Source organism: Empedobacter sedimenti (assembly GCF_030005555.1).
Lineage (GTDB): Bacteria > Bacteroidota > Bacteroidia > Flavobacteriales > Weeksellaceae > Empedobacter > Empedobacter sedimenti.
This window is the reverse complement of sequence record NZ_JASCQG010000002.1, coordinates 19,659-37,117: the sequence shown is the minus strand read 5'-3', so window position 1 is coordinate 37,117 and position 17,459 is coordinate 19,659. Positions and strand designations below refer to the sequence as shown.

The following is a 17,459-nucleotide window of genomic DNA, read 5'->3' as shown; positions in this document are numbered from 1 at the left end:
ATTTCACGACATTAGATAATTGTTAACTTATTTGAAATAATCGGTTTTCTCTAACGTTTGAAATCAATCTTTTAAAAGAAATAATTTCAGAATTAAAGGCGTTAAACCGAGTTTTTTTAGATATATTTGACACCAAATTTTTAATCAAAATCATTTAAATTTTTACTTATGAAAGTAAGACAGCTTTTCGTAGTAGGATCTATCATTACCCTTGTTGCAATAGGTGTAATTGCTTATTTTTGGCCAGGTATTTTATGGTCTTTAATAATTGTTCTTCCTTTAATAGCCTTAGGAACTGCGGATATTACGCAAACAAAACACGCTATTAGAAGAAACTTCCCTATTGTAGGTCATGGTCGTTATTTATTAGAAAGTATTCGTCCAGAAATTATGCAATACTTTGTAGAAACGGATACAGAAGGAAAACCTATCGATCGTTTGATGCGTAGTATGGTTTACCGTCGTGCAAAAAATGTAATTGACACTGTTCCTTTCGGTACGCAATTAGATGTTTATCAACCTGGATACGAATGGTTAAATCATTCGATGTATGCTGGAAAAATAAAACATGCTGATGATCCACGTGTAAAAGTTGGTGGAAGCGAATGTAAACAACCTTATTTAGCGAGTTTATTGAACATTTCTGCGATGTCTTTCGGATCGTTAAGTGAAAACGCTGTATTAGCAATGAACAAAGGAGCTAAATTAGGAAACTTTGCGCACAATACAGGTGAAGGAGGTATTTCTCCTTATCACTTACAACCAGGTGGAGATTTGATTTGGCAAATTGGTACAGGATATTTTGGATGTCGTGCAAAAGATGGAGGATTTGATCCTGATAAATACGTAGAGCGTGCTACTTTACCAAATGTAAAAATGATTGAGTTGAAAATTTCTCAAGGTGCTAAACCAGGACACGGAGGAATTTTACCAGCCAATAAAAATACACCAGAAATTGCAGCAATTCGTGCTGTAGAACCATATACAACAGTAGATTCACCTCCTTCTCACTCTGCTTTCTCAGATGCTGAAGGAATGTTACATTTCATCAAACAATTAAGAGAATTATCTGGAGGAAAACCAGTTGGATTCAAATTATGTATTGGTATCAAACGTGAGTTTATCGAGATTTGTGAAGCTATGATCAAAACAGGTATCAAACCAGATTATATTGCGATTGATGGTGGTGAAGGTGGAACTGGAGCGGCTCCTGTAGAGTTCTCAAACTCTTTGGGTATGCCATTATTAGATGGTTTAGCTTTTGCAGTTGACACTTTACGTGGTTATGGTCTTAAGAAAGACATTCGTGTTGTAGCTTCAGGGAAAATTATTTCTTCTTTCCACATTGCTCGTGCAATGGCGATTGGTGCAGATTTAGTTTATTCTGCTCGTGCTATGATGATGGCTGTTGGTTGTATCCAAGCTTTACAATGTAATACAAATACATGTCCAGTTGGTGTTGCGACACAAGATCGTGAATTGATGAAAGGTTTAGATGTTGAAGACAAAGCAACACGTATGTATAATTTCCACAAGAAAACAATGCATATTTTATCTGAATTAATTTCGGCTACTGGTGTAAAATCACACAGAGATTTTAACCGTTCTCACGTTAATTTACGTATCGATAATACTAAAGTAATGGCTTATGATCAGTTATATCCAGTTGTAGAAGAAAATAGCTATATTGGAAGAGATGCTGAAGATGTTTTGGCAGAAGTAAGACAAAGAGCTTTATTGAAAAACTAATTTTATTAGAATATAAATAACAGAAAAGCATCTCAAATTGAGATGCTTTTTTTGTTTTAAATCTATAATTTATTCTTTTTAATATAATTAGAAGGTCGGAAACCTGTATGTTCTAAAAAAGCGTCTGAAAATGTTTTTCTCGAATTAAAACCAGTTTCTTCTGCCAATGCATCAATTGTATATTTTTTGATATTAGGTTCATCAACAAAACGCTTTAACAAATGATTAATTCTTAACTCATTTATATATTGATTAAAGTTTTTTGCTCTCGACCTGTTAATATAACTAGACACAATCGTTCGGTTTGAATTAAGCTCTATAACCAAATCATTCAAGGTTATTTTTGGATTGAGAAATAATTCCTTTTCTTCAAATAATAATAAACTATTTTCAAAATTTTCGTCAATTTTATCTAATTTTTCAGGTTGTTTGCTTTTTTTATGATTCAATAAATCATTATGATCCGAATTCAATTCTTCAATTTGAGTCTGTAAAATAAATTTCTTCTTTTTATGATGATGATTGATTTTAAACAAAACGATTCCTCCAAAAACAATCAAACAAACAAATCCTAAAAACATCATATTCTTGATGTCCTTATTCTGCTGATTTAATAAATTGCGCTCCGTTTTAAGGTAAGTATTCTCGTACTTGTCCAAATTAGGTTTTAGAATAGTTTTATCGTTAGCGTAAAACATACTATCAAACGACAACAAGTTATTTACAGAAGCAAGCTTATCTTGCCTATTTCCATTCATTTCATTGTATTCCAAAACTCTCTCATAAGAAAGTCGTAACTCCTCATCTACTAATTTATATTGTTTCGAAAATTCAACAACATTTTCAAAATACTTAAAAGCTTCTTCATTATTATTCTGTTGGTATAAAATTTCACCTAAAAATTGCTCCGAAATTACATACCATTTAATGTCATTTAAATTCCAAAAAGTTCGTTGAGCTTGTTTTAGCGTTACAAAAGCTCTTTTATAATCTTTCTTATAAAAATCGATAATAGCTTTATTTTTTAAAGCATATTGATAATTTACGGTATCTTTTGTTTCTGACAATTCTATTTTATTATAATAATCACTTTTATTTAGTTGATTTACTTTACTATTTAAATAAGATAATTTTCCCAGAATTGCTAAATAAGTACTAAATGATTTTGATTCTTCTTTATGTTTTTCAAAAAAAACTAAACTGTCTTCGTATAACTTAATGGCTGTTTTAATTTCATTTAAATTTTCTTTCGTTTTTGCAATTCCAACTATTGATGAATAATAAATAAAATCATCTTTAATCTCAGTAGAAACTTGCTTTGAAATCGTAAAATTCTTCAAAGCATTGTTGTAATTACGTTGTTCTAAAAAATAATTTCCTTTTTCGATATAAGCTTCACTCAACACCAATTTATCATTCAAACGATAAGCTGTTGCAATAGTAGAATCAATAATTCTTAGATTTTCTTCTACCAAATCATTATTTTTTTGACGAAGAAATTCTGCTTTATCGACTTGAGTTTTACCTAACAAATTTATCGAACTGAATATGAATAGAATAAGACTTATACTTTTTAAAAGTCTATTTTCAGAAATTCTATAATATAACATACTGTAAATCTTTATTTTAAATAAAGTTGTAACCAATGATCATTTAACCCCAAATGGTTGAAAATCATTTAAAAATATAAATTAAAATTGTTTGTACAAAAACTTTTAATCGCAAAACAATTACTAACAATTATTTTATGAAATTTCTACAAATTATTCTCTTCATCATCAGCACTTCCATTTTTGCGCAAGAAAAATATTCAATAACTGGAAATCTAACTTCAGAAAAAGATCAAAAACCTATTCTAGCAGAAATTGTGTTATATGATGATTTGCAAAACATTATTAAAACAACTCATACAGAAAATTCTAAATTCGAATTTAAAGAATTAGAACCAAAAACTTACTCAATTTCAATTATTTACAATAAAACAATTCAAGAAGAAAAACCTTTTTATTTGAATGAGAATAAAACGTTTCAATTAACTTTTAACGAAACAATCCATATCAACGAAGTAATCGTGAAAGGTAGAAAGGAAACATTCAAAATAGAAAACGGAAATCTTATCGTTGATGTAGCAAATTCTACTTTAAATAAAACAACTAATTCTACTGAGTTATTATCAAAACTACCTGGAATTATATTAGGCGCTGACAAAGAATCTTTGACCATGATAGGCAAAGGCACTCCATTATTATATTTGGACGATCAACAAGTTGATTTTTCTACACTATTGGGCTTGGCTGTAGAGGATATAAAATCAATTGAAATTATTAAAAATCCTTCAGCAAAATATGAAGCTAACGGAAAATCTGTTGTAAAAATTAATCTTAAAAGTAGTAAAAAAGAAGGTCTTAAATTAACACTACAAGAAACTGTATCCTTCAAAAGAAAGTTTAATAATTACTTCAATTCTACTTTTCAGTTTCGTAAGAATAAAAGCGAATTCAAAATAAATGCTTCTTATAATCAGCTTAATCCGTGGGAAGGAAATGGGTTTGATTATACTGTAAAAGGTAAAAACATTGCTTCAGATTATCTTATAAAATCTGAAACAAAACGTCCACATTTTATTGTGAATACAAGTTATTTTCAGGAATTAAATGACACTGGAGATTATCTTTCGTTCGCTATTAATTCGAATTTCAGAAAAGATAAAGGTTTGATTGACACCAACACAAACTATACTGAAAATAACGTTAATCAATCAATTCTAACGCTTAATGACAACGAAAATCATCGAAATTTTGTGAATACTTTGATGAATTACAATAAGAATATTAAGTCAATTGACGCAAGTATTTTAACTGGTTTACAATACACTATTTATAACACAGGAACAACGTATGATTTTTATAATAATATAAATGATAAAGGTTTAAGTTATAATCAATCGCGCTATCAGAAATACCGAATCAATGTCGTGGCAGCCAAATTTGATGTAGAAAAGAAATTGGAGTCTGATCAAAAAATTGAGTTCGGTAGCCGATTTACCTACGCTAAAGCAAAAACGAATAATGAAACAATTTTTCAGAACAACCAAACTGAGCACTTTTTATATCATTTCACAGAGCTTAATATTGCAGGTTACACACAATACTCAAAAGATTATGAAGATTGGAATTATAAAGCTGGTTTAAGATTTGAAACAACAAACTCGGAAGGTTTCAACGAAACAAAACAATTAACTGATATTGATAAAAAGTATGTAGATTGGTTTCCAAATGCAGAAATTAATTATAAAATCAACGAAAATAACAATTTGACGTTCTTTTATAAACGCAGCATTGACCGACCAAATTACAGCAATATTTCGTCTGGAAATCTGTACGGAAGTCCGTATATAGAATACAGTGGCAATTTTAATATTTTACCAACCTACACCAATACAATCTCTGCTAATTATGCGCTTAAAAATTGGAGTTTTACAGTGAGTTATTATCAAAGTAAAAATCCATTAGGTTATACTTTGGTTTATGATGATTCAAGAAATATATCAACTTTTACTTCAGTTAATTTTGATAAAGAGAAAAATTATTCGTTCGGAATTGACGCGCCATTTCAGTATAAATTCTGGACCTCACAGACAAGTTTATATCTTATTTACTCAGAAATCGAAGATAAAACGGCTTATTTAAGAAAATCTACACCTTATCTATATCTATATTCTAATCACAATTTTAGAATAGGAAAAGATTTTAATTTTATGCTAGATGGATATTGGTTAACAAAACGAACAGAAGGTATTTACGAACGAAACTCTCAAGTAATCGTTAATCTTGGTTTATCGAAATCTTACAAAAACTTCGATTTTACAGTTCGCTTTAATGATTTATTCAAACAAATGGAATTCCGAGAAGTTTTAGATTACAAACAAATCAATTCTAAAAACGTATTTCATGTTGATAATCAAGAATTTTCTGTCGGAATAAAGTATAATTTTGGACGATTAAACAAATCAATTTCTAAAGAAAGTAAAGTAAACGAAGACGAAAATAGAATTAGATAATATCAAAACCAAAAAAGCCGTTCTTACGAACGGCTTTTAATTTATGGATTGTTAGAACTGTATTTAAATTATAATTCTAAAGCTCTTTTAGCATCACCTCCCATTAATACATTTAATGGATCTTCAACACCTTCTTTAACTGCAACTAAGAATCCTACAGATTCGCGTCCGTCAATAATACGGTGATCATAAGATAATGCAACATACATCATTGGAGCAATAACAATCTGTCCGTTTTTAACAACTGGACGCTCAACGATATTGTGCATTCCTAAGATACCTGATTGAGGTGGGTTAATGATTGGCGTAGACATCATAGATCCAAATACACCACCATTAGTGATTGTAAATGTACCTCCTGTCATTTCATCAACAGAAATTTTACCATCGCGTACTTTGATTGCTAAATCTTTGATAGATTGCTCAACACCACGGAAAGTTAAGTTTTCTGCGTTACGTACAACTGGTACCATCAAACCTTTTGGTCCTGATACAGCTACAGAAACGTCAGAGTAATCAAATTTTACTTGGTAGTCACCATCAATCATAGAGTTTACGTCTGGGTATAACTCTAATGCGCGAGTAACTGCTTTTGTAAAGAAAGACATAAATCCTAAACCAACACCATGTTTAGCTTTGAATTCGTCTTTGTATTGGTTACGTAATTCAAAAATTGCTGACATATCAACTTCGTTGAATGTTGTTAACATTGCAGTTTCGTTTTTAACAGAAACTAAACGTTGAGCAATTTTACGACGTAATGAAGATAATTTTTTCTCTGAAGAAGAACGTACACCTGATACAGGAGCTTGTCCCATAGCTGGAGTGTAACGAACTGCATCCTCTTGAGTGATACGTCCATCACGACCTGTACCTACAACTTGAGAAGCGTCAACTCCTTTTTCATCTAAAGCTTTTTTAGCAGCCGGAGATGGAGTTCCCGTAGCATAAGTTGCAGCTGGAGCAGCAGGTGCTGGTGTAGCAACTGGAGCTGGAGCAGCTTTTACTTCTTCTTTAACCTCAGCTTTTGGTGCTTCTGCAGCTGGAGCACTACCTCCTGCTGGTTTAGCAGCTGATGTATCAATAAGACAAACAACTTGTCCTACTTCTACAACATCACCTTCTTCCGCTTTCAAAGTGATAATTCCACTTTCTTCTGCTGGTAATTCTAATGTTGCTTTATCTGAGTCTACCTCTGCAATTGCTTGGTCTTTTTCTACGTAATCACCGTCTTTTACTAACCACGTAGCGATCTCTACTTCTGTGATTGATTCCCCTGGTGATGGGACTTTCATTTCTAACATATCTATTAGCTTTATTTTTTATTTAAATACTTTATTAATTACCTCTTCGTAAATTGCAGCCCAACGTTTGCTTGAACCTGGTGCTGTAGCAGCACTTTCTACTGGAGAAACAACGTCGAATGGATATTTTCTTAACTTACGTAAGATATATGTCCAAGCTCCCATGTTCTCTGGCTCTTCTTGTGCCCAAATCAATTTAGCTTTACCAAATTTAGAGATGATTGCATCTACTTTCTCTTCGTTTAATGGATATAATTGCTCTAAACGAATAATTGCAGTTTCTGTATCTCCTAATTCTTGGCGTTTTTTGTCTAAATCGTAGTAGATTTTTCCTGAACAGAAAACTACTTTTTTCACTTTTTTCGCATCTACAGTTACATCTTCGATAATCTCTTGGAATCCTCCGTTAGAAAAATCTGTTAATGAAGATACAGCTGATGGATGACGCAATAATGATTTTGGAGACATTACAACCAATGGTTTACGATAGTCTGTTACAACCTGTCTTCTTAATGCATGGAAGAAGTTAGCTGGAGTTGTGATATTTGCAACAAACATATTGTTACCAGCACACAATTGTAAGAAACGCTCTAATTTAGCTGAAGAGTGTTCTGCTCCTTGTCCTTCATAACCATGAGGTAATAACATTACCAAACCGTTTTGTAATTTCCATTTATCTTCTGCTGCAGAAATATACTGATCGATCACGATCTGCGCTCCATTCACGAAATCACCAAATTGTGCTTCCCAAATAGTTAATGCTTTTGGATTAGCCATTGCATATCCGTAATCAAATCCTAAAACTGCATATTCAGATAATAATGAGTTGTAGATTCTTAATTGACCTTGCTCATTATTGATATGGTTTAATAAAATAATTTCTTCTTCTGTGTCTTCAGTTTTAACAACTGCATGACGGTGAGAGAAAGTACCACGTTCTACATCTTCTCCAGATACACGCACGTTACGTCCGTCTGTTAAGATAGAACCGAAAGCTAAAGCTTCTCCTAATCCCCAGTCGATTTTATCATCTTCAATCATTTTTGCACGTCCTTCAATTAAACGTGAAACTTTCTTGATTAATTTTTTACCTTCTGGTACAGTAGATACTGCTTTTGCAATTTCTTTTAATTTAGCTTCGTCGTAAGCTGTATTTGCAGTTTCAAAAACTTTCGCTTCATCAGCAATTTCATAACCTTCCCACTCTTCCGGTATAAAAGGGAAAATGTGATTACGTTCGATTTCTTTAGATGCTTCGAAATTTGTTTCTAATAAAGCTTTAAATTCAGCTTCTTTTTGCTTAACGATTTCTTCACCAATTACACCTTCTTTTAATAATTTATCCTTGTAAATTTCACGAGGATTAGGGTGTTTAGCGATTAAGTTATATAATTTAGGTTGAGTGAATTTTGGTTCATCACCTTCGTTATGTCCATATTTACGGTATCCTAATAAATCGATAAATACATCAGAACCGAATTGTGCGCGATAATCTGCTGCGAAACGGAAAGCGTGTACTACAGCTTCTACGTCGTCAGAGTTAACGTGCATAACAGGAGACAATGTTACTTTTGCAACATCTGTACAGTAAGTAGATGTACGTGCGTCTAAATAATTAGTTGTAAATCCAACTTGGTTATTTACCACAACGTGTACAGTACCACCTGTTTTATATCCGTCTAATCCAGCCATCTGAACAACTTCGTAAACGATTCCTTGTCCAGCTACTGCTGCATCTCCATGAATTAAGATAGGAATAATTTTAGAGTAATCTTCGTTATAATCCTCTTCAGCTTTAGCGCGCGTAATACCTTCTACAACTGCATCAACTGTCTCTAAGTGAGATGGATTTGGTGCTAAGTTGATACGAATATCTTTCCCGTTAATTGCTTTGATTTGATTAGAAGATCCCATGTGATACTTAACATCACCAGCCATTAAATCTGTATCAAATGCTTTTCCTTCAAATTCTGAGAAAATTTGAGAATAAGATTTTCCAAAGATGTTAGCTAATACGTTAAGACGTCCACGGTGAGCCATCCCCACAATAACTTCTTCTACTCCATGCTCTGCAGACTTGTTAATTAACGTGTCTAATGCAGGAATCAAAGACTCGTTTCCTTCAACAGAAAAACGTTTTTGTCCTACATACTTTGTGTGCATAAAGTTTTCAAAAGCTGTTGCTTCGTTTAACTTCTCTAAAACTCTTTCTTTTTCCTCTTTCGATAATTTTGGTTGATTCAAGTTTTGGTTTAACCAATTCTGAATCCAATTAATTCTTTGAGGTTCTCTTACATACATATACTCGATTCCGATAGACTCGCAGTACATGTTTTCTAAGTGGCCAATAATCTCACGTAATGTGATTGGACCACCAATTCCTAAAATTTCACCAGCGTTGAATGTTAAATTCAAATCCGCATCAGTCAATCCGAAGTTTTTGATATCCAATGAAGGTTCAAAAGTTCTACGTGCTCTAACTGGGTTAGTCTTAGTAAACAAGTGTCCACGTGTACGGTAAGCATCAATCAAATTGATCACTTTAAATTCTTTCTGTACATTTTCAGGAACTTGAGCTGCAACAGTTGGATTAACTACTGCTTGTACTGATTGACTAGCTCTTGCTGGAGCTGACTGAGCTGCTGGTGCAAATAATGGCTCTCCATCATATGTTGCATTCGCAAAATCATATCCTTGGAAAAAAGCTTTCCAACTTGGTTCAATACTATCCGGGTATTGGATGTATTGATCATATAAGTCGCCTATAAACTCTAAATGAGCGGCATTTAAAAACGAAAAACGATCCATAAATTTTACTCTCTATGAGATTTTAGCTACAAAAATAAACTATTTAAGACTTTAAAAAAAATTACTTTCATCATATTTATTCTATCACGCCATAAAAATATATTATAATCAAATATTTGTTACATTTGATATAAATTTAAGAAAGATTTTACATTTAGATGAGAAATTTTCTAACAAAAAAAATAAATAACCGTTGGATTGGCTTCTTTATTATTTTCACCATTTTTATCCTAACAATTTGGTCAAGTAACAAAGTTGTACAAGAATTAAAACATGAAGAACATAAACGGATTGAAAACTATGCAAAAGCATTAGAATTAGTAAGTTCATCAGAGTTTTTAGATTCAAAAACGCAAGATTTTTTGTTCAAATTAATCGAAGACAACAAAACAATTCCGGTTGCATTAGTCGATGAAAAAAATATGATTGTTGACACCAAAAATATTGACGAATCGATAACCAAAGATTCTGTTCAATTAAACAAGTATGTTACGAACATGAAACGCTCTGATCAAATCATCGAAATTGAGTTAATTGGTAGCAAAAATTACATTTATTTTAAAAATTCAAAACTTCTTAATCAATTACAATATTATCCTTTTATCATCATTTTACTTGTTATCGCCTTTTTTGGTTTTGCTTATTGGTATTTCAAAACAATTCGTGATACCGAAAAAAGTTATTTATGGGCTGGTATGGCAAAAGAAACTGCTCATCAAATCGGGACACCACTTTCATCTTTGATGGGTTGGGTAGAATTATTGAAATTAGAAGAAATAGATCAAACTTCGGTTATAGAAATTGAAAAAGATGTTGACCGATTGAAACATATTGCCGAACGTTTTTCTAAAATTGGTTCGACTTCTGAATTAAAGCAAACCGATATTATTTCGACTTCGAAACAAACTGTTGATTATATTTCGCAACGTATTTCTAAAGGAATTGAGGTTAATTTTAAAGCTGATGTAGATGAGTTTAATATTAATCTTAATGCATCCTTATACAGTTGGGTGGTAGAAAATTTAATGAAAAATGCCGCCGATGCAATGCAAAACAAAGGCGTTTTAGATATTTCAATTACAACTAAGAATAAATTTGTCGAAATTTCTATTGCTGATACAGGTTCTGGAATTCCGACCAAGTTACAGAAAAAGATTTTCGAACCTGGATTTACAACCAAAAAACGTGGTTGGGGATTGGGATTATCGTTAGCTAAACGAATTATTAAAGAATATCACAAAGGAAAAATATTTGTAGCAAAATCTTCTAAAGAAACGGGAACTGAATTCAAGATTTTGTTGAGGAAATAATCGAAAATATCACATAAAATCTTAATACTATATAAGGTATACTTTTTGTAACTTTGTTAGAACGACATCTGTTTTATAAAATCTATAAATATGAATGCAACTACTATTGAACAAGTGAATTTGAAATTAAAGCAACTTCCTGAATCACTTTTGGAAGAAGTTGAGCGTTATATTGATTTTCTGACTTTTAAACATAATCAAGAAACTGAATTTGAATTAAGTGACGAACAAAAAGAAATCTTGGATAATCAAGAAAATTTGCCTTTAACTCAATACCAAAACAATGCGGATTTTTTAGCAGAAGTTAAAAATGAATACGGATTATAAAGTTAGTATTTCTCCTATTGCAAAAGCAAATATTAAAGAGGCAATAACTTATTACAGGGAAAATACAACACTAAAAGTTGTGCAAAGCTTTTTGAAAGATTATGAAATAAATGTTGAAATTATTAGACAAAATCCATTTTACAATGTTTATTACAAAAATTTTAGAGGTAAACCAATGAAGAAGTTTCCTTATATTATTTTTTACACGCTAGATGAGAAACAAAAAATGATTCTTATAAAAGCAGTTTTTAATACGCATAGAAACCCTACAAAATATCCAAAATAAAAGATGAACTGAAAGTTTTTTCAGCTCATCTTTTTAATATTGTTTTCTTATATCTAAATTCTAGCGTTTCATTACTAATTACTATTCTTTCACACCAATATAAATCTCAATCTCTGCATCTTCAGGATTTTGAGCTTTTTCTGTGTACAATTCGTAATCATAAATATAGGTACGATTAAGATTTGCATCATCGTTCCAAATTTCTGTCCAAGTTCTTCCTACTGCTTCGTGCAATTCTCCTTTTGCTATATATTTTTTGAATGTTTGCGGTTCAAATTCACGACCAATCATTCCTTCTGGAATTTCATCTAACGAAGAAACTTCACAACCAATTATTGTCGTATACTTCCCTCTAAAATCACTTTCGTAATCCGTATAAACTGAATAAATATCTGAGCTAATTGCATTTGGAATTTTAGCTATGATATTATCTCCGAAAAATTGCGCCCACAATTTACCCAAATCTTCAATCGCTTGCCCATCATTATTAGAAGTTTGAGTTGCAATTCCTATTATTTTTAAAAATTTCATAATTTCTTATATTAAAATCCTAAAATCATTTTCGCAATAGAAAAGTAGATTAACAATCCAAAGATATCATTACTTGTTGTGATAAATGGACCTGTAGCAATTGCAGGATCTACACCATATTTATTCAACATGATTGGAATAAAAGTACCTATCAAACTTGCTAAAATCATTACAATAACCAATGCTAAAACTATTGTTGAAGAAATTTCGTAACTCGTACTCATTAAAAAATGCGTCGCTAACAAAAGTACAAGTGCTAATAAAGTACTATTTAACAATGCTAATAACATTTCTTTACCAAGTCTTTTCCAAATAGAACCTGTAATATTACTATTTGCCAAACCTTGTACAATAATTGCAGAAGATTGTACACCGACATTTCCTGCCATGGCTGCCACAAGTGGTGTAAAAAAGAATAATTGCGGATACAAGTTCATTGCATCGCTAAAACTCTGCGAAACATTAACTGCCACAAAACTACCTACCAAAGCTAACAAAAGCCATGGTAAACGAGCTCTTGTTAATTTCCATATATTATCATCAGAATCTACGTTCTGAGTAATACCGGCTGCTAATTGATAATTTTCTTCAGCCTCTTCTCGAATTACGTCGATAACGTCATCTACCGTAATCACACCAACTAAACGCATTAATTCGTCTACAACCGGAACCTCATACAAGTCATATTTTTCTATTACTTTCGCAACCTCCATGTCACTTGTATAAGTTTTTACATATTGAATTTTTTCGTTAAAAACATCAGCTACTTTTGTATTAGCAGACGTTGTTAACAAGCGTTTTAAACTTAAAGTTCCTAACAACTTATCTGCTTCATCTACAACATAAATCGAAAAAACTTCTTCAAGATCTTCTGCCTGTTTTCGCATCTGTTTGACAGCTGTAATTACTGACCAATCTTTGTTGACCTTAATCAACTCTTTTCCCATTAAACCTCCCGCTGTATCTTCGTCATAGCGTAAAAGATCTACAATTTCTCGAGCATGTTCTTGGTCTTCTAATTGAGCAATAACCTCGTCTTTCTTCTCATCAGAAAGCTCATTAATAACGTCAACTGCATCATCAGTATCCATTTCGGTGATGACATCTTCGGCAATTTCTTTTGCGGTAAGCGTTTTAAGGAATTTACGTCGATCGTCCTCTTCTAATTCAAGTAGGATATCGGCGGAAATTTCATTATCGAGTAAATCAATTACAAAAGATTGTTCTTTGGTCGAAAGTTCGTCAAACAATTCAGCAATATCGGCAGGGTGCAAATCTTGCAACATTTCCTTAACCTCTTTTGCATTTTGTTCATTAATTCTCTCATTTAATAACTCAATAAAATCTTTTGTAATTTTCAACTCCATAATCTATTTCATTCTTTTCGTTAACTCAATAAAATCTTCGACAGATAATTGCTCAGCGCGCATATTCAAAAACTCGTGATCATTTAAATCTTCTGGTATACCAAGAGATTTTAATGCATTACGAAGTGTTTTTCTTCTTTGTCCAAAACCAGCTTTTACTACTTGAAAGAATCTTTTTTGTTCTATTCCTTCAATTTCGGTACGATAACGTTTCATAATAATTACACCCGATTTCACTTTTGGTGGTGGTGTAAAAACGTGTTCTGGAACAGTAAACAAATACTCGCAATGATAATAAGCCTGTGCTAACACAGAAAGTATACCATAATCTTTTGTACCTTTTTTTGAAGCGATGCGCTCTGCAACCTCTTTCTGAAACATTCCGCAAACTTCAGGAACTGTATATCGTTCTTCTAAAGCTTTAAAAATGATTTGTGATGAGATATTATACGGAAAATTTCCGAGAATTGCAATTTGTTCATCAAACTTTGATGAAAAATCCATTTTCAAAAAATCTTCAGAATGTATTTTAAATCCTGGATAAAATGGTTGATAATATTCTTTAAGATACTCAACTGACTCTGTATCAACCTCAACAACTTCAATATTCTTCTTCGCTTGTAAAATATATTTTGTCAACACTCCCATTCCAGGTCCAATCTCCAATACACGATCGTATCCCTCCCAAGTAAGACCCTCGGCGATATCACGTGCAATATTTTCGTCATTCAAAAAATGTTGACCTAAATGTTTTTTAGCTTTTACTTTCAAAAATTCTAAATTTTAAGTTTTCTTTAACCAACTATTCGCAGAATATCTATCGTAATATGTGTCTTGCGAAATAAGTTTTTTTTATCTTAGCCCCAAAATTAACCCAAATGTCAAAAACGAACGATAAATTTGAGAAAAAAAGACTGCGATCTTCTAACATTACTGTTGTAATTAGTATTTCGCTTGTTTTATTTCTATTAGGTATTTTCGGCTTAATTGTCATTAATGCTCAAAGTTACGCAGAACATCTAAAAAGAGAATTAAAAATCGAGGCATATTTTAAAGATGTCGAAGATCCGAAATTAAAAGATAAGGAACTTGATTTGCAAAAATCTTATATCGATTCGTTAAAAGTTAAATATCCGTTTGTTGAAGCTACGCAGTATGTAAGCAAAGAAGATGCAGCTAAAATTGCTAAAAAAGACTTGGGTACAGATGGAAGTGATTTCTTCGAAGAAAGTATTTTCCCTGCTTCAGTTCAAATTACATTAAATCCTGCTTTGATACAATCTGTTGAACAAATTGATTCTATTAATAAGGTATTGGCAAAAAATCCAATTGTAGATGAAGTAAAAAGTGATAAAGAAGCAATGGTTACAATTTATCATAGTATCAACAAAATCACTTTTTGGATCATGATTTTTGCAGTAATTTTCTTAATTATTGTAGTTGTATTAATCAACAATTCTATCCGTCTTAAGATCTATGCAAAACGTTTTAGCATCAAAACAATGCAATTAGTTGGTGCTCGTCGCCGTTTTATTGTAAAGCCATTCTTAATAGAAGCCGCTATTCTTGGTTTCTTCGCAGCTCTTGTTGCAGTTATAGGATTAGGTTTCTTATGGTACATATTAGCAACAAAAGTTGGGCTTGTGTTATGGAATCCTAACTTCACTCCTTTAATTCTTATATTAATCGGAATTGGAGTAATTATCGCAGTATTCAGTACATTATTTGCTGCATGGCGTTATTTAAGATTAAAAACTGATCAACTTTATTAATGAAAACAAATTCTATCGATACAACAAAAAAATCAGCATCTACTAAAGATGCTGGTTTTACTTTTTTATTCGGCAAAAGAAATTACATATTTATGGCAATTGGTGTTGCACTAATTGGTCTTGGATTTTTATTAATGACAGGACATGATGCGAACACTCGTCCAGATGGAACTTGGGATGCAAATTATTGGAATGACGAAATCTATTCTTTCCGCAGAATTAGATTAGCTCCTTTCTTAGTTGTTGTAGGGTTTATCGTAGAGATTTATGCCATTTTAATCAATCCGAATAAAGAAAAATAATGAATACTTTACAAGCAATTATCATTGCTATTATAGAAGGATTGACAGAATATTTACCAATTTCTTCTACAGCACATATGGGATTCACAGCTGCTTTGATGGACATCAGCGATCAAGAATTCTTAAGTATGTTTCAAGTTTCTATCCAATTTGGAGCAATTTTATCAATCGTTGTTCTATACTGGAAAAAATTTTTTGACTTTAAAAATTTTGATTTCAAATTTTATATCAAATTAGCATGTGCGGTTGTACCTGCTTTAGTATTGGGATATTTATTTGACGATAAAATTGAAGCTGTTTTAAAAGAACAAGTATATATTTCAGGCATGTTAGTTTTTGGAGGTATCATTTTACTATTTGTTGATAAATGGTTTAAGAATCCAAAGATTGATGATGAAAAAGAAATTACGTTAAAACAAGCAATTATCATTGGTTTTTGGCAATGTTTAGCGATGATGCCAGGAACATCTCGTTCAGCTGCCTCAATTATTGGTGGAATGACGCAAGGTTTAACTCGTAAAGCTGCTGCTGAGTTTTCATTCTTTTTAGCAGTTCCTACCATGTTAGCTGTTACAGTTTATTCTGTTTTTTTGAAAACATGGGGCAAAGATGGACCAACACCAATGAAAGGTTATGAAATGATTTTACAAGACAATCATCATATTATGTTATTTATTGTTGGTAACCTTGTTGCATTTATTGTTGCCTTGATTGCTGTAAAAACTTTTATTACAGTTTTAACAAAATATGGTTTCAAATTTTGGGGTTGGTATCGTATAATCATCGGAATTATATTATTAGTTTACTTTTCATATAATCCTCCAAAAACTGAAAAAGACAACGCAACTTCAGTAGAAACTACAATGATTCAGCACAAATAAGATGAACGTAGAAAAAATACAAGAAGGTCACGTTTTTTTGATTGACAAACCACTTGATTGGACTTCATTTGATGTGGTAAACAAAATTCGTTGGAATATCAGAAAATCATACGATTTAAAGAAAATAAAAGTTGGACATGCTGGGACTTTAGACCCAAAAGCAACTGGACTTTTATTGGTTTGTACAGGTAAATGGACAAAACGTATTGATGAATTTCAGGCGCAAGAAAAAACCTACACAGGTACAATCAAATTAGGTGTTACAACGCCTACGTATGATTTAGAGTCTGAGGAAGATCAAACTTTTCCTACAGAACATTTGACACAAGAAATAATCCACGAAGCGACAAAACAATTTATTGGAGAGATTGAACAATTTCCACCTATGCATTCTGCGATTAAAGTTGATGGAAAACGTTTGTATGAATTAGCTCGCGAAGGTCAGGAAATAGAACGTAAAGCTCGTAAAATTACCATTCACGATTTTAAAATCACGAAAATAGATTTACCTTTTGTAGATTTCGAAGTAAATTGTAGCAAAGGAACCTATATTCGTTCGTTAGCTTTTGACTTTGGAAAAGCAGTCAATTCTGGCGGATATTTAACTGCATTAAGAAGAACAAAAATTGGAGATTTCGATATTATTAATGCTGAAAATTTAGCTTTAGAAAAAAGTTACTTTGAGAATAATAATGCTACAGACGAACTATAAACTTCCATTTATTTAGATAAAAAGAAAGCCGAAAATATAAATATTTTCGG

General features: G+C 31.9%; 15 protein-coding genes. 9 read left to right on the top strand and 6 right to left on the bottom strand.

Annotated elements, in window-relative coordinates; translation table 11 throughout:
- Positions 1-168: 168 nt before the first annotated feature.
- Positions 169-1,749 carry an FMN-binding glutamate synthase family protein gene (locus tag QHG34_RS02445; RefSeq protein WP_282628558.1) on the top strand — a complete coding sequence of 527 codons (1,581 nt, stop codon included), beginning with the start codon at positions 169-171 and terminating at the stop codon, positions 1,747-1,749.
- A gap of 62 nt (positions 1,750-1,811) precedes the next feature.
- Here the strand turns inward: QHG34_RS02445 and QHG34_RS02440 are convergent, their stop codons facing one another.
- Positions 1,812-3,359 (bottom strand): helix-turn-helix domain-containing protein, encoded by a 1,548-nt coding sequence (locus QHG34_RS02440; RefSeq protein ID WP_282628557.1) that lies wholly within the window; start codon positions 3,357-3,359, stop codon positions 1,812-1,814.
- 137 nt (positions 3,360-3,496) lie between these two features.
- Here QHG34_RS02440 and QHG34_RS02435 point away from each other — a divergent pair, with 137 nt between their 5' ends.
- Positions 3,497-5,809 carry an outer membrane beta-barrel family protein gene (locus tag QHG34_RS02435; protein ID WP_282628556.1) on the top strand — a complete coding sequence of 771 codons (2,313 nt, stop codon included), beginning with the start codon at positions 3,497-3,499 and terminating at the stop codon, positions 5,807-5,809.
- Positions 5,810-5,877: 68 nt separating this feature from the next.
- On the opposite strand, the gene odhB is transcribed toward QHG34_RS02435, so the two are convergent.
- Both odhB and QHG34_RS02425 read right to left on the bottom strand, forming a co-directional pair.
- The gene (gene odhB / locus QHG34_RS02430; protein ID WP_407080897.1) at positions 5,878-7,119 is read right to left on the bottom strand and encodes a 2-oxoglutarate dehydrogenase complex dihydrolipoyllysine-residue succinyltransferase; all 1,242 of its coding nucleotides are present in this window, start codon (positions 7,117-7,119) and stop codon (positions 5,878-5,880) included.
- A gap of 12 nt (positions 7,120-7,131) precedes the next feature.
- The gene (locus QHG34_RS02425; RefSeq protein ID WP_282628554.1) at positions 7,132-9,921 is read right to left on the bottom strand and encodes a 2-oxoglutarate dehydrogenase E1 component; all 2,790 of its coding nucleotides are present in this window, start codon (positions 9,919-9,921) and stop codon (positions 7,132-7,134) included.
- A 158-nt stretch (positions 9,922-10,079) separates the two neighbouring features.
- Between QHG34_RS02425 and QHG34_RS02420 the strand changes: the two genes are divergently transcribed.
- The 3 genes from QHG34_RS02420 (at position 10,080) to QHG34_RS02410 (ending at position 11,844) form a co-directional block, all read left to right on the top strand.
- Positions 10,080-11,231, top strand: a complete 1,152-nt coding sequence (locus QHG34_RS02420) for a sensor histidine kinase (RefSeq protein ID WP_282628553.1) — start codon at positions 10,080-10,082, stop codon at positions 11,229-11,231.
- A gap of 90 nt (positions 11,232-11,321) precedes the next feature.
- Positions 11,322-11,558 (top strand): hypothetical protein, encoded by a 237-nt coding sequence (locus QHG34_RS02415; protein ID WP_282628552.1) that lies wholly within the window; start codon positions 11,322-11,324, stop codon positions 11,556-11,558.
- A complete protein-coding gene (locus QHG34_RS02410) occupies positions 11,542-11,844 on the top strand; it encodes a type II toxin-antitoxin system RelE/ParE family toxin (RefSeq protein WP_282628551.1) in 303 nt (100 codons plus the stop codon). Before QHG34_RS02415 ends, QHG34_RS02410 begins: the two co-directional genes overlap by 17 nt.
- A gap of 81 nt (positions 11,845-11,925) precedes the next feature.
- Here QHG34_RS02410 and QHG34_RS02405 read toward each other — a convergent pair whose 3' ends face one another.
- From QHG34_RS02405 to rsmA, 3 genes are read right to left on the bottom strand one after another with little or no spacing between them, the layout of a single operon-like run.
- On the bottom strand, positions 11,926-12,375 hold the full coding sequence (locus tag QHG34_RS02405) for a GyrI-like domain-containing protein (protein WP_282628550.1): 450 nt from the start codon (positions 12,373-12,375) through the stop codon (positions 11,926-11,928).
- An 11-nt stretch (positions 12,376-12,386) separates the two neighbouring features.
- The gene (gene mgtE, locus QHG34_RS02400) at positions 12,387-13,742 is read right to left on the bottom strand and encodes a magnesium transporter (protein WP_282628549.1); all 1,356 of its coding nucleotides are present in this window, start codon (positions 13,740-13,742) and stop codon (positions 12,387-12,389) included.
- 3 nt (positions 13,743-13,745) lie between these two features.
- Positions 13,746-14,513: a 16S rRNA (adenine(1518)-N(6)/adenine(1519)-N(6))-dimethyltransferase RsmA gene (gene rsmA, locus QHG34_RS02395; protein ID WP_282628548.1), complete on the bottom strand. Its 768-nt coding sequence runs from the start codon at positions 14,511-14,513 to the stop codon at positions 13,746-13,748.
- A 107-nt stretch (positions 14,514-14,620) separates the two neighbouring features.
- Here rsmA and QHG34_RS02390 point away from each other — a divergent pair, with 107 nt between their 5' ends.
- Genes QHG34_RS02390 through truB form a run of 4 tightly spaced genes read left to right on the top strand, consistent with a single transcriptional unit; the run spans position 14,621 to position 17,409 of the window.
- On the top strand, positions 14,621-15,514 hold the full coding sequence (locus QHG34_RS02390) for a cell division protein FtsX (RefSeq protein WP_282628547.1): 894 nt from the start codon (positions 14,621-14,623) through the stop codon (positions 15,512-15,514).
- Entirely contained in the window at positions 15,514-15,816 is a 303-nt protein-coding gene (locus QHG34_RS02385; protein WP_282628546.1) for a DUF3098 domain-containing protein, read from the top strand. Before QHG34_RS02390 ends, QHG34_RS02385 begins: the two co-directional genes overlap by 1 nt.
- Positions 15,816-16,697, top strand: a complete 882-nt coding sequence (locus QHG34_RS02380) for an undecaprenyl-diphosphate phosphatase (protein ID WP_282628545.1) — start codon at positions 15,816-15,818, stop codon at positions 16,695-16,697. The genes QHG34_RS02385 and QHG34_RS02380 overlap by 1 nt, the downstream gene beginning before the upstream one ends.
- 1 nt (position 16,698) lies before the next feature.
- Positions 16,699-17,409, top strand: a complete 711-nt coding sequence (gene truB / locus QHG34_RS02375; protein ID WP_282628544.1) for a tRNA pseudouridine(55) synthase TruB — start codon at positions 16,699-16,701, stop codon at positions 17,407-17,409.
- Positions 17,410-17,459 lie beyond the last annotated feature (50 nt).

Coding starts and splice junctions, on each gene's coding strand:
- QHG34_RS02410 (WP_282628551.1), top strand. CDS start 11,542: ATGAATACGGATTATAAAGTTAGTATTTCTCCTATTGCAAAAGCAAAT.
- QHG34_RS02385 (WP_282628546.1), top strand. CDS start 15,514: ATGAAAACAAATTCTATCGATACAACAAAAAAATCAGCATCTACTAAA.
- QHG34_RS02415 (WP_282628552.1), top strand. CDS start 11,322: ATGAATGCAACTACTATTGAACAAGTGAATTTGAAATTAAAGCAACTT.
- mgtE (WP_282628549.1), bottom strand. CDS start 13,742: ATGGAGTTGAAAATTACAAAAGATTTTATTGAGTTATTAAATGAGAGA.
- QHG34_RS02390 (WP_282628547.1), top strand. CDS start 14,621: ATGTCAAAAACGAACGATAAATTTGAGAAAAAAAGACTGCGATCTTCT.
- truB (WP_282628544.1), top strand. CDS start 16,699: ATGAACGTAGAAAAAATACAAGAAGGTCACGTTTTTTTGATTGACAAA.
- QHG34_RS02380 (WP_282628545.1), top strand. CDS start 15,816: ATGAATACTTTACAAGCAATTATCATTGCTATTATAGAAGGATTGACA.
- QHG34_RS02435 (WP_282628556.1), top strand. CDS start 3,497: ATGAAATTTCTACAAATTATTCTCTTCATCATCAGCACTTCCATTTTT.
- QHG34_RS02425 (WP_282628554.1), bottom strand. CDS start 9,921: ATGGATCGTTTTTCGTTTTTAAATGCCGCTCATTTAGAGTTTATAGGC.
- QHG34_RS02405 (WP_282628550.1), bottom strand. CDS start 12,375: ATGAAATTTTTAAAAATAATAGGAATTGCAACTCAAACTTCTAATAAT.
- QHG34_RS02420 (WP_282628553.1), top strand. CDS start 10,080: ATGAGAAATTTTCTAACAAAAAAAATAAATAACCGTTGGATTGGCTTC.
- QHG34_RS02440 (WP_282628557.1), bottom strand. CDS start 3,359: ATGTTATATTATAGAATTTCTGAAAATAGACTTTTAAAAAGTATAAGT.
- QHG34_RS02445 (WP_282628558.1), top strand. CDS start 169: ATGAAAGTAAGACAGCTTTTCGTAGTAGGATCTATCATTACCCTTGTT.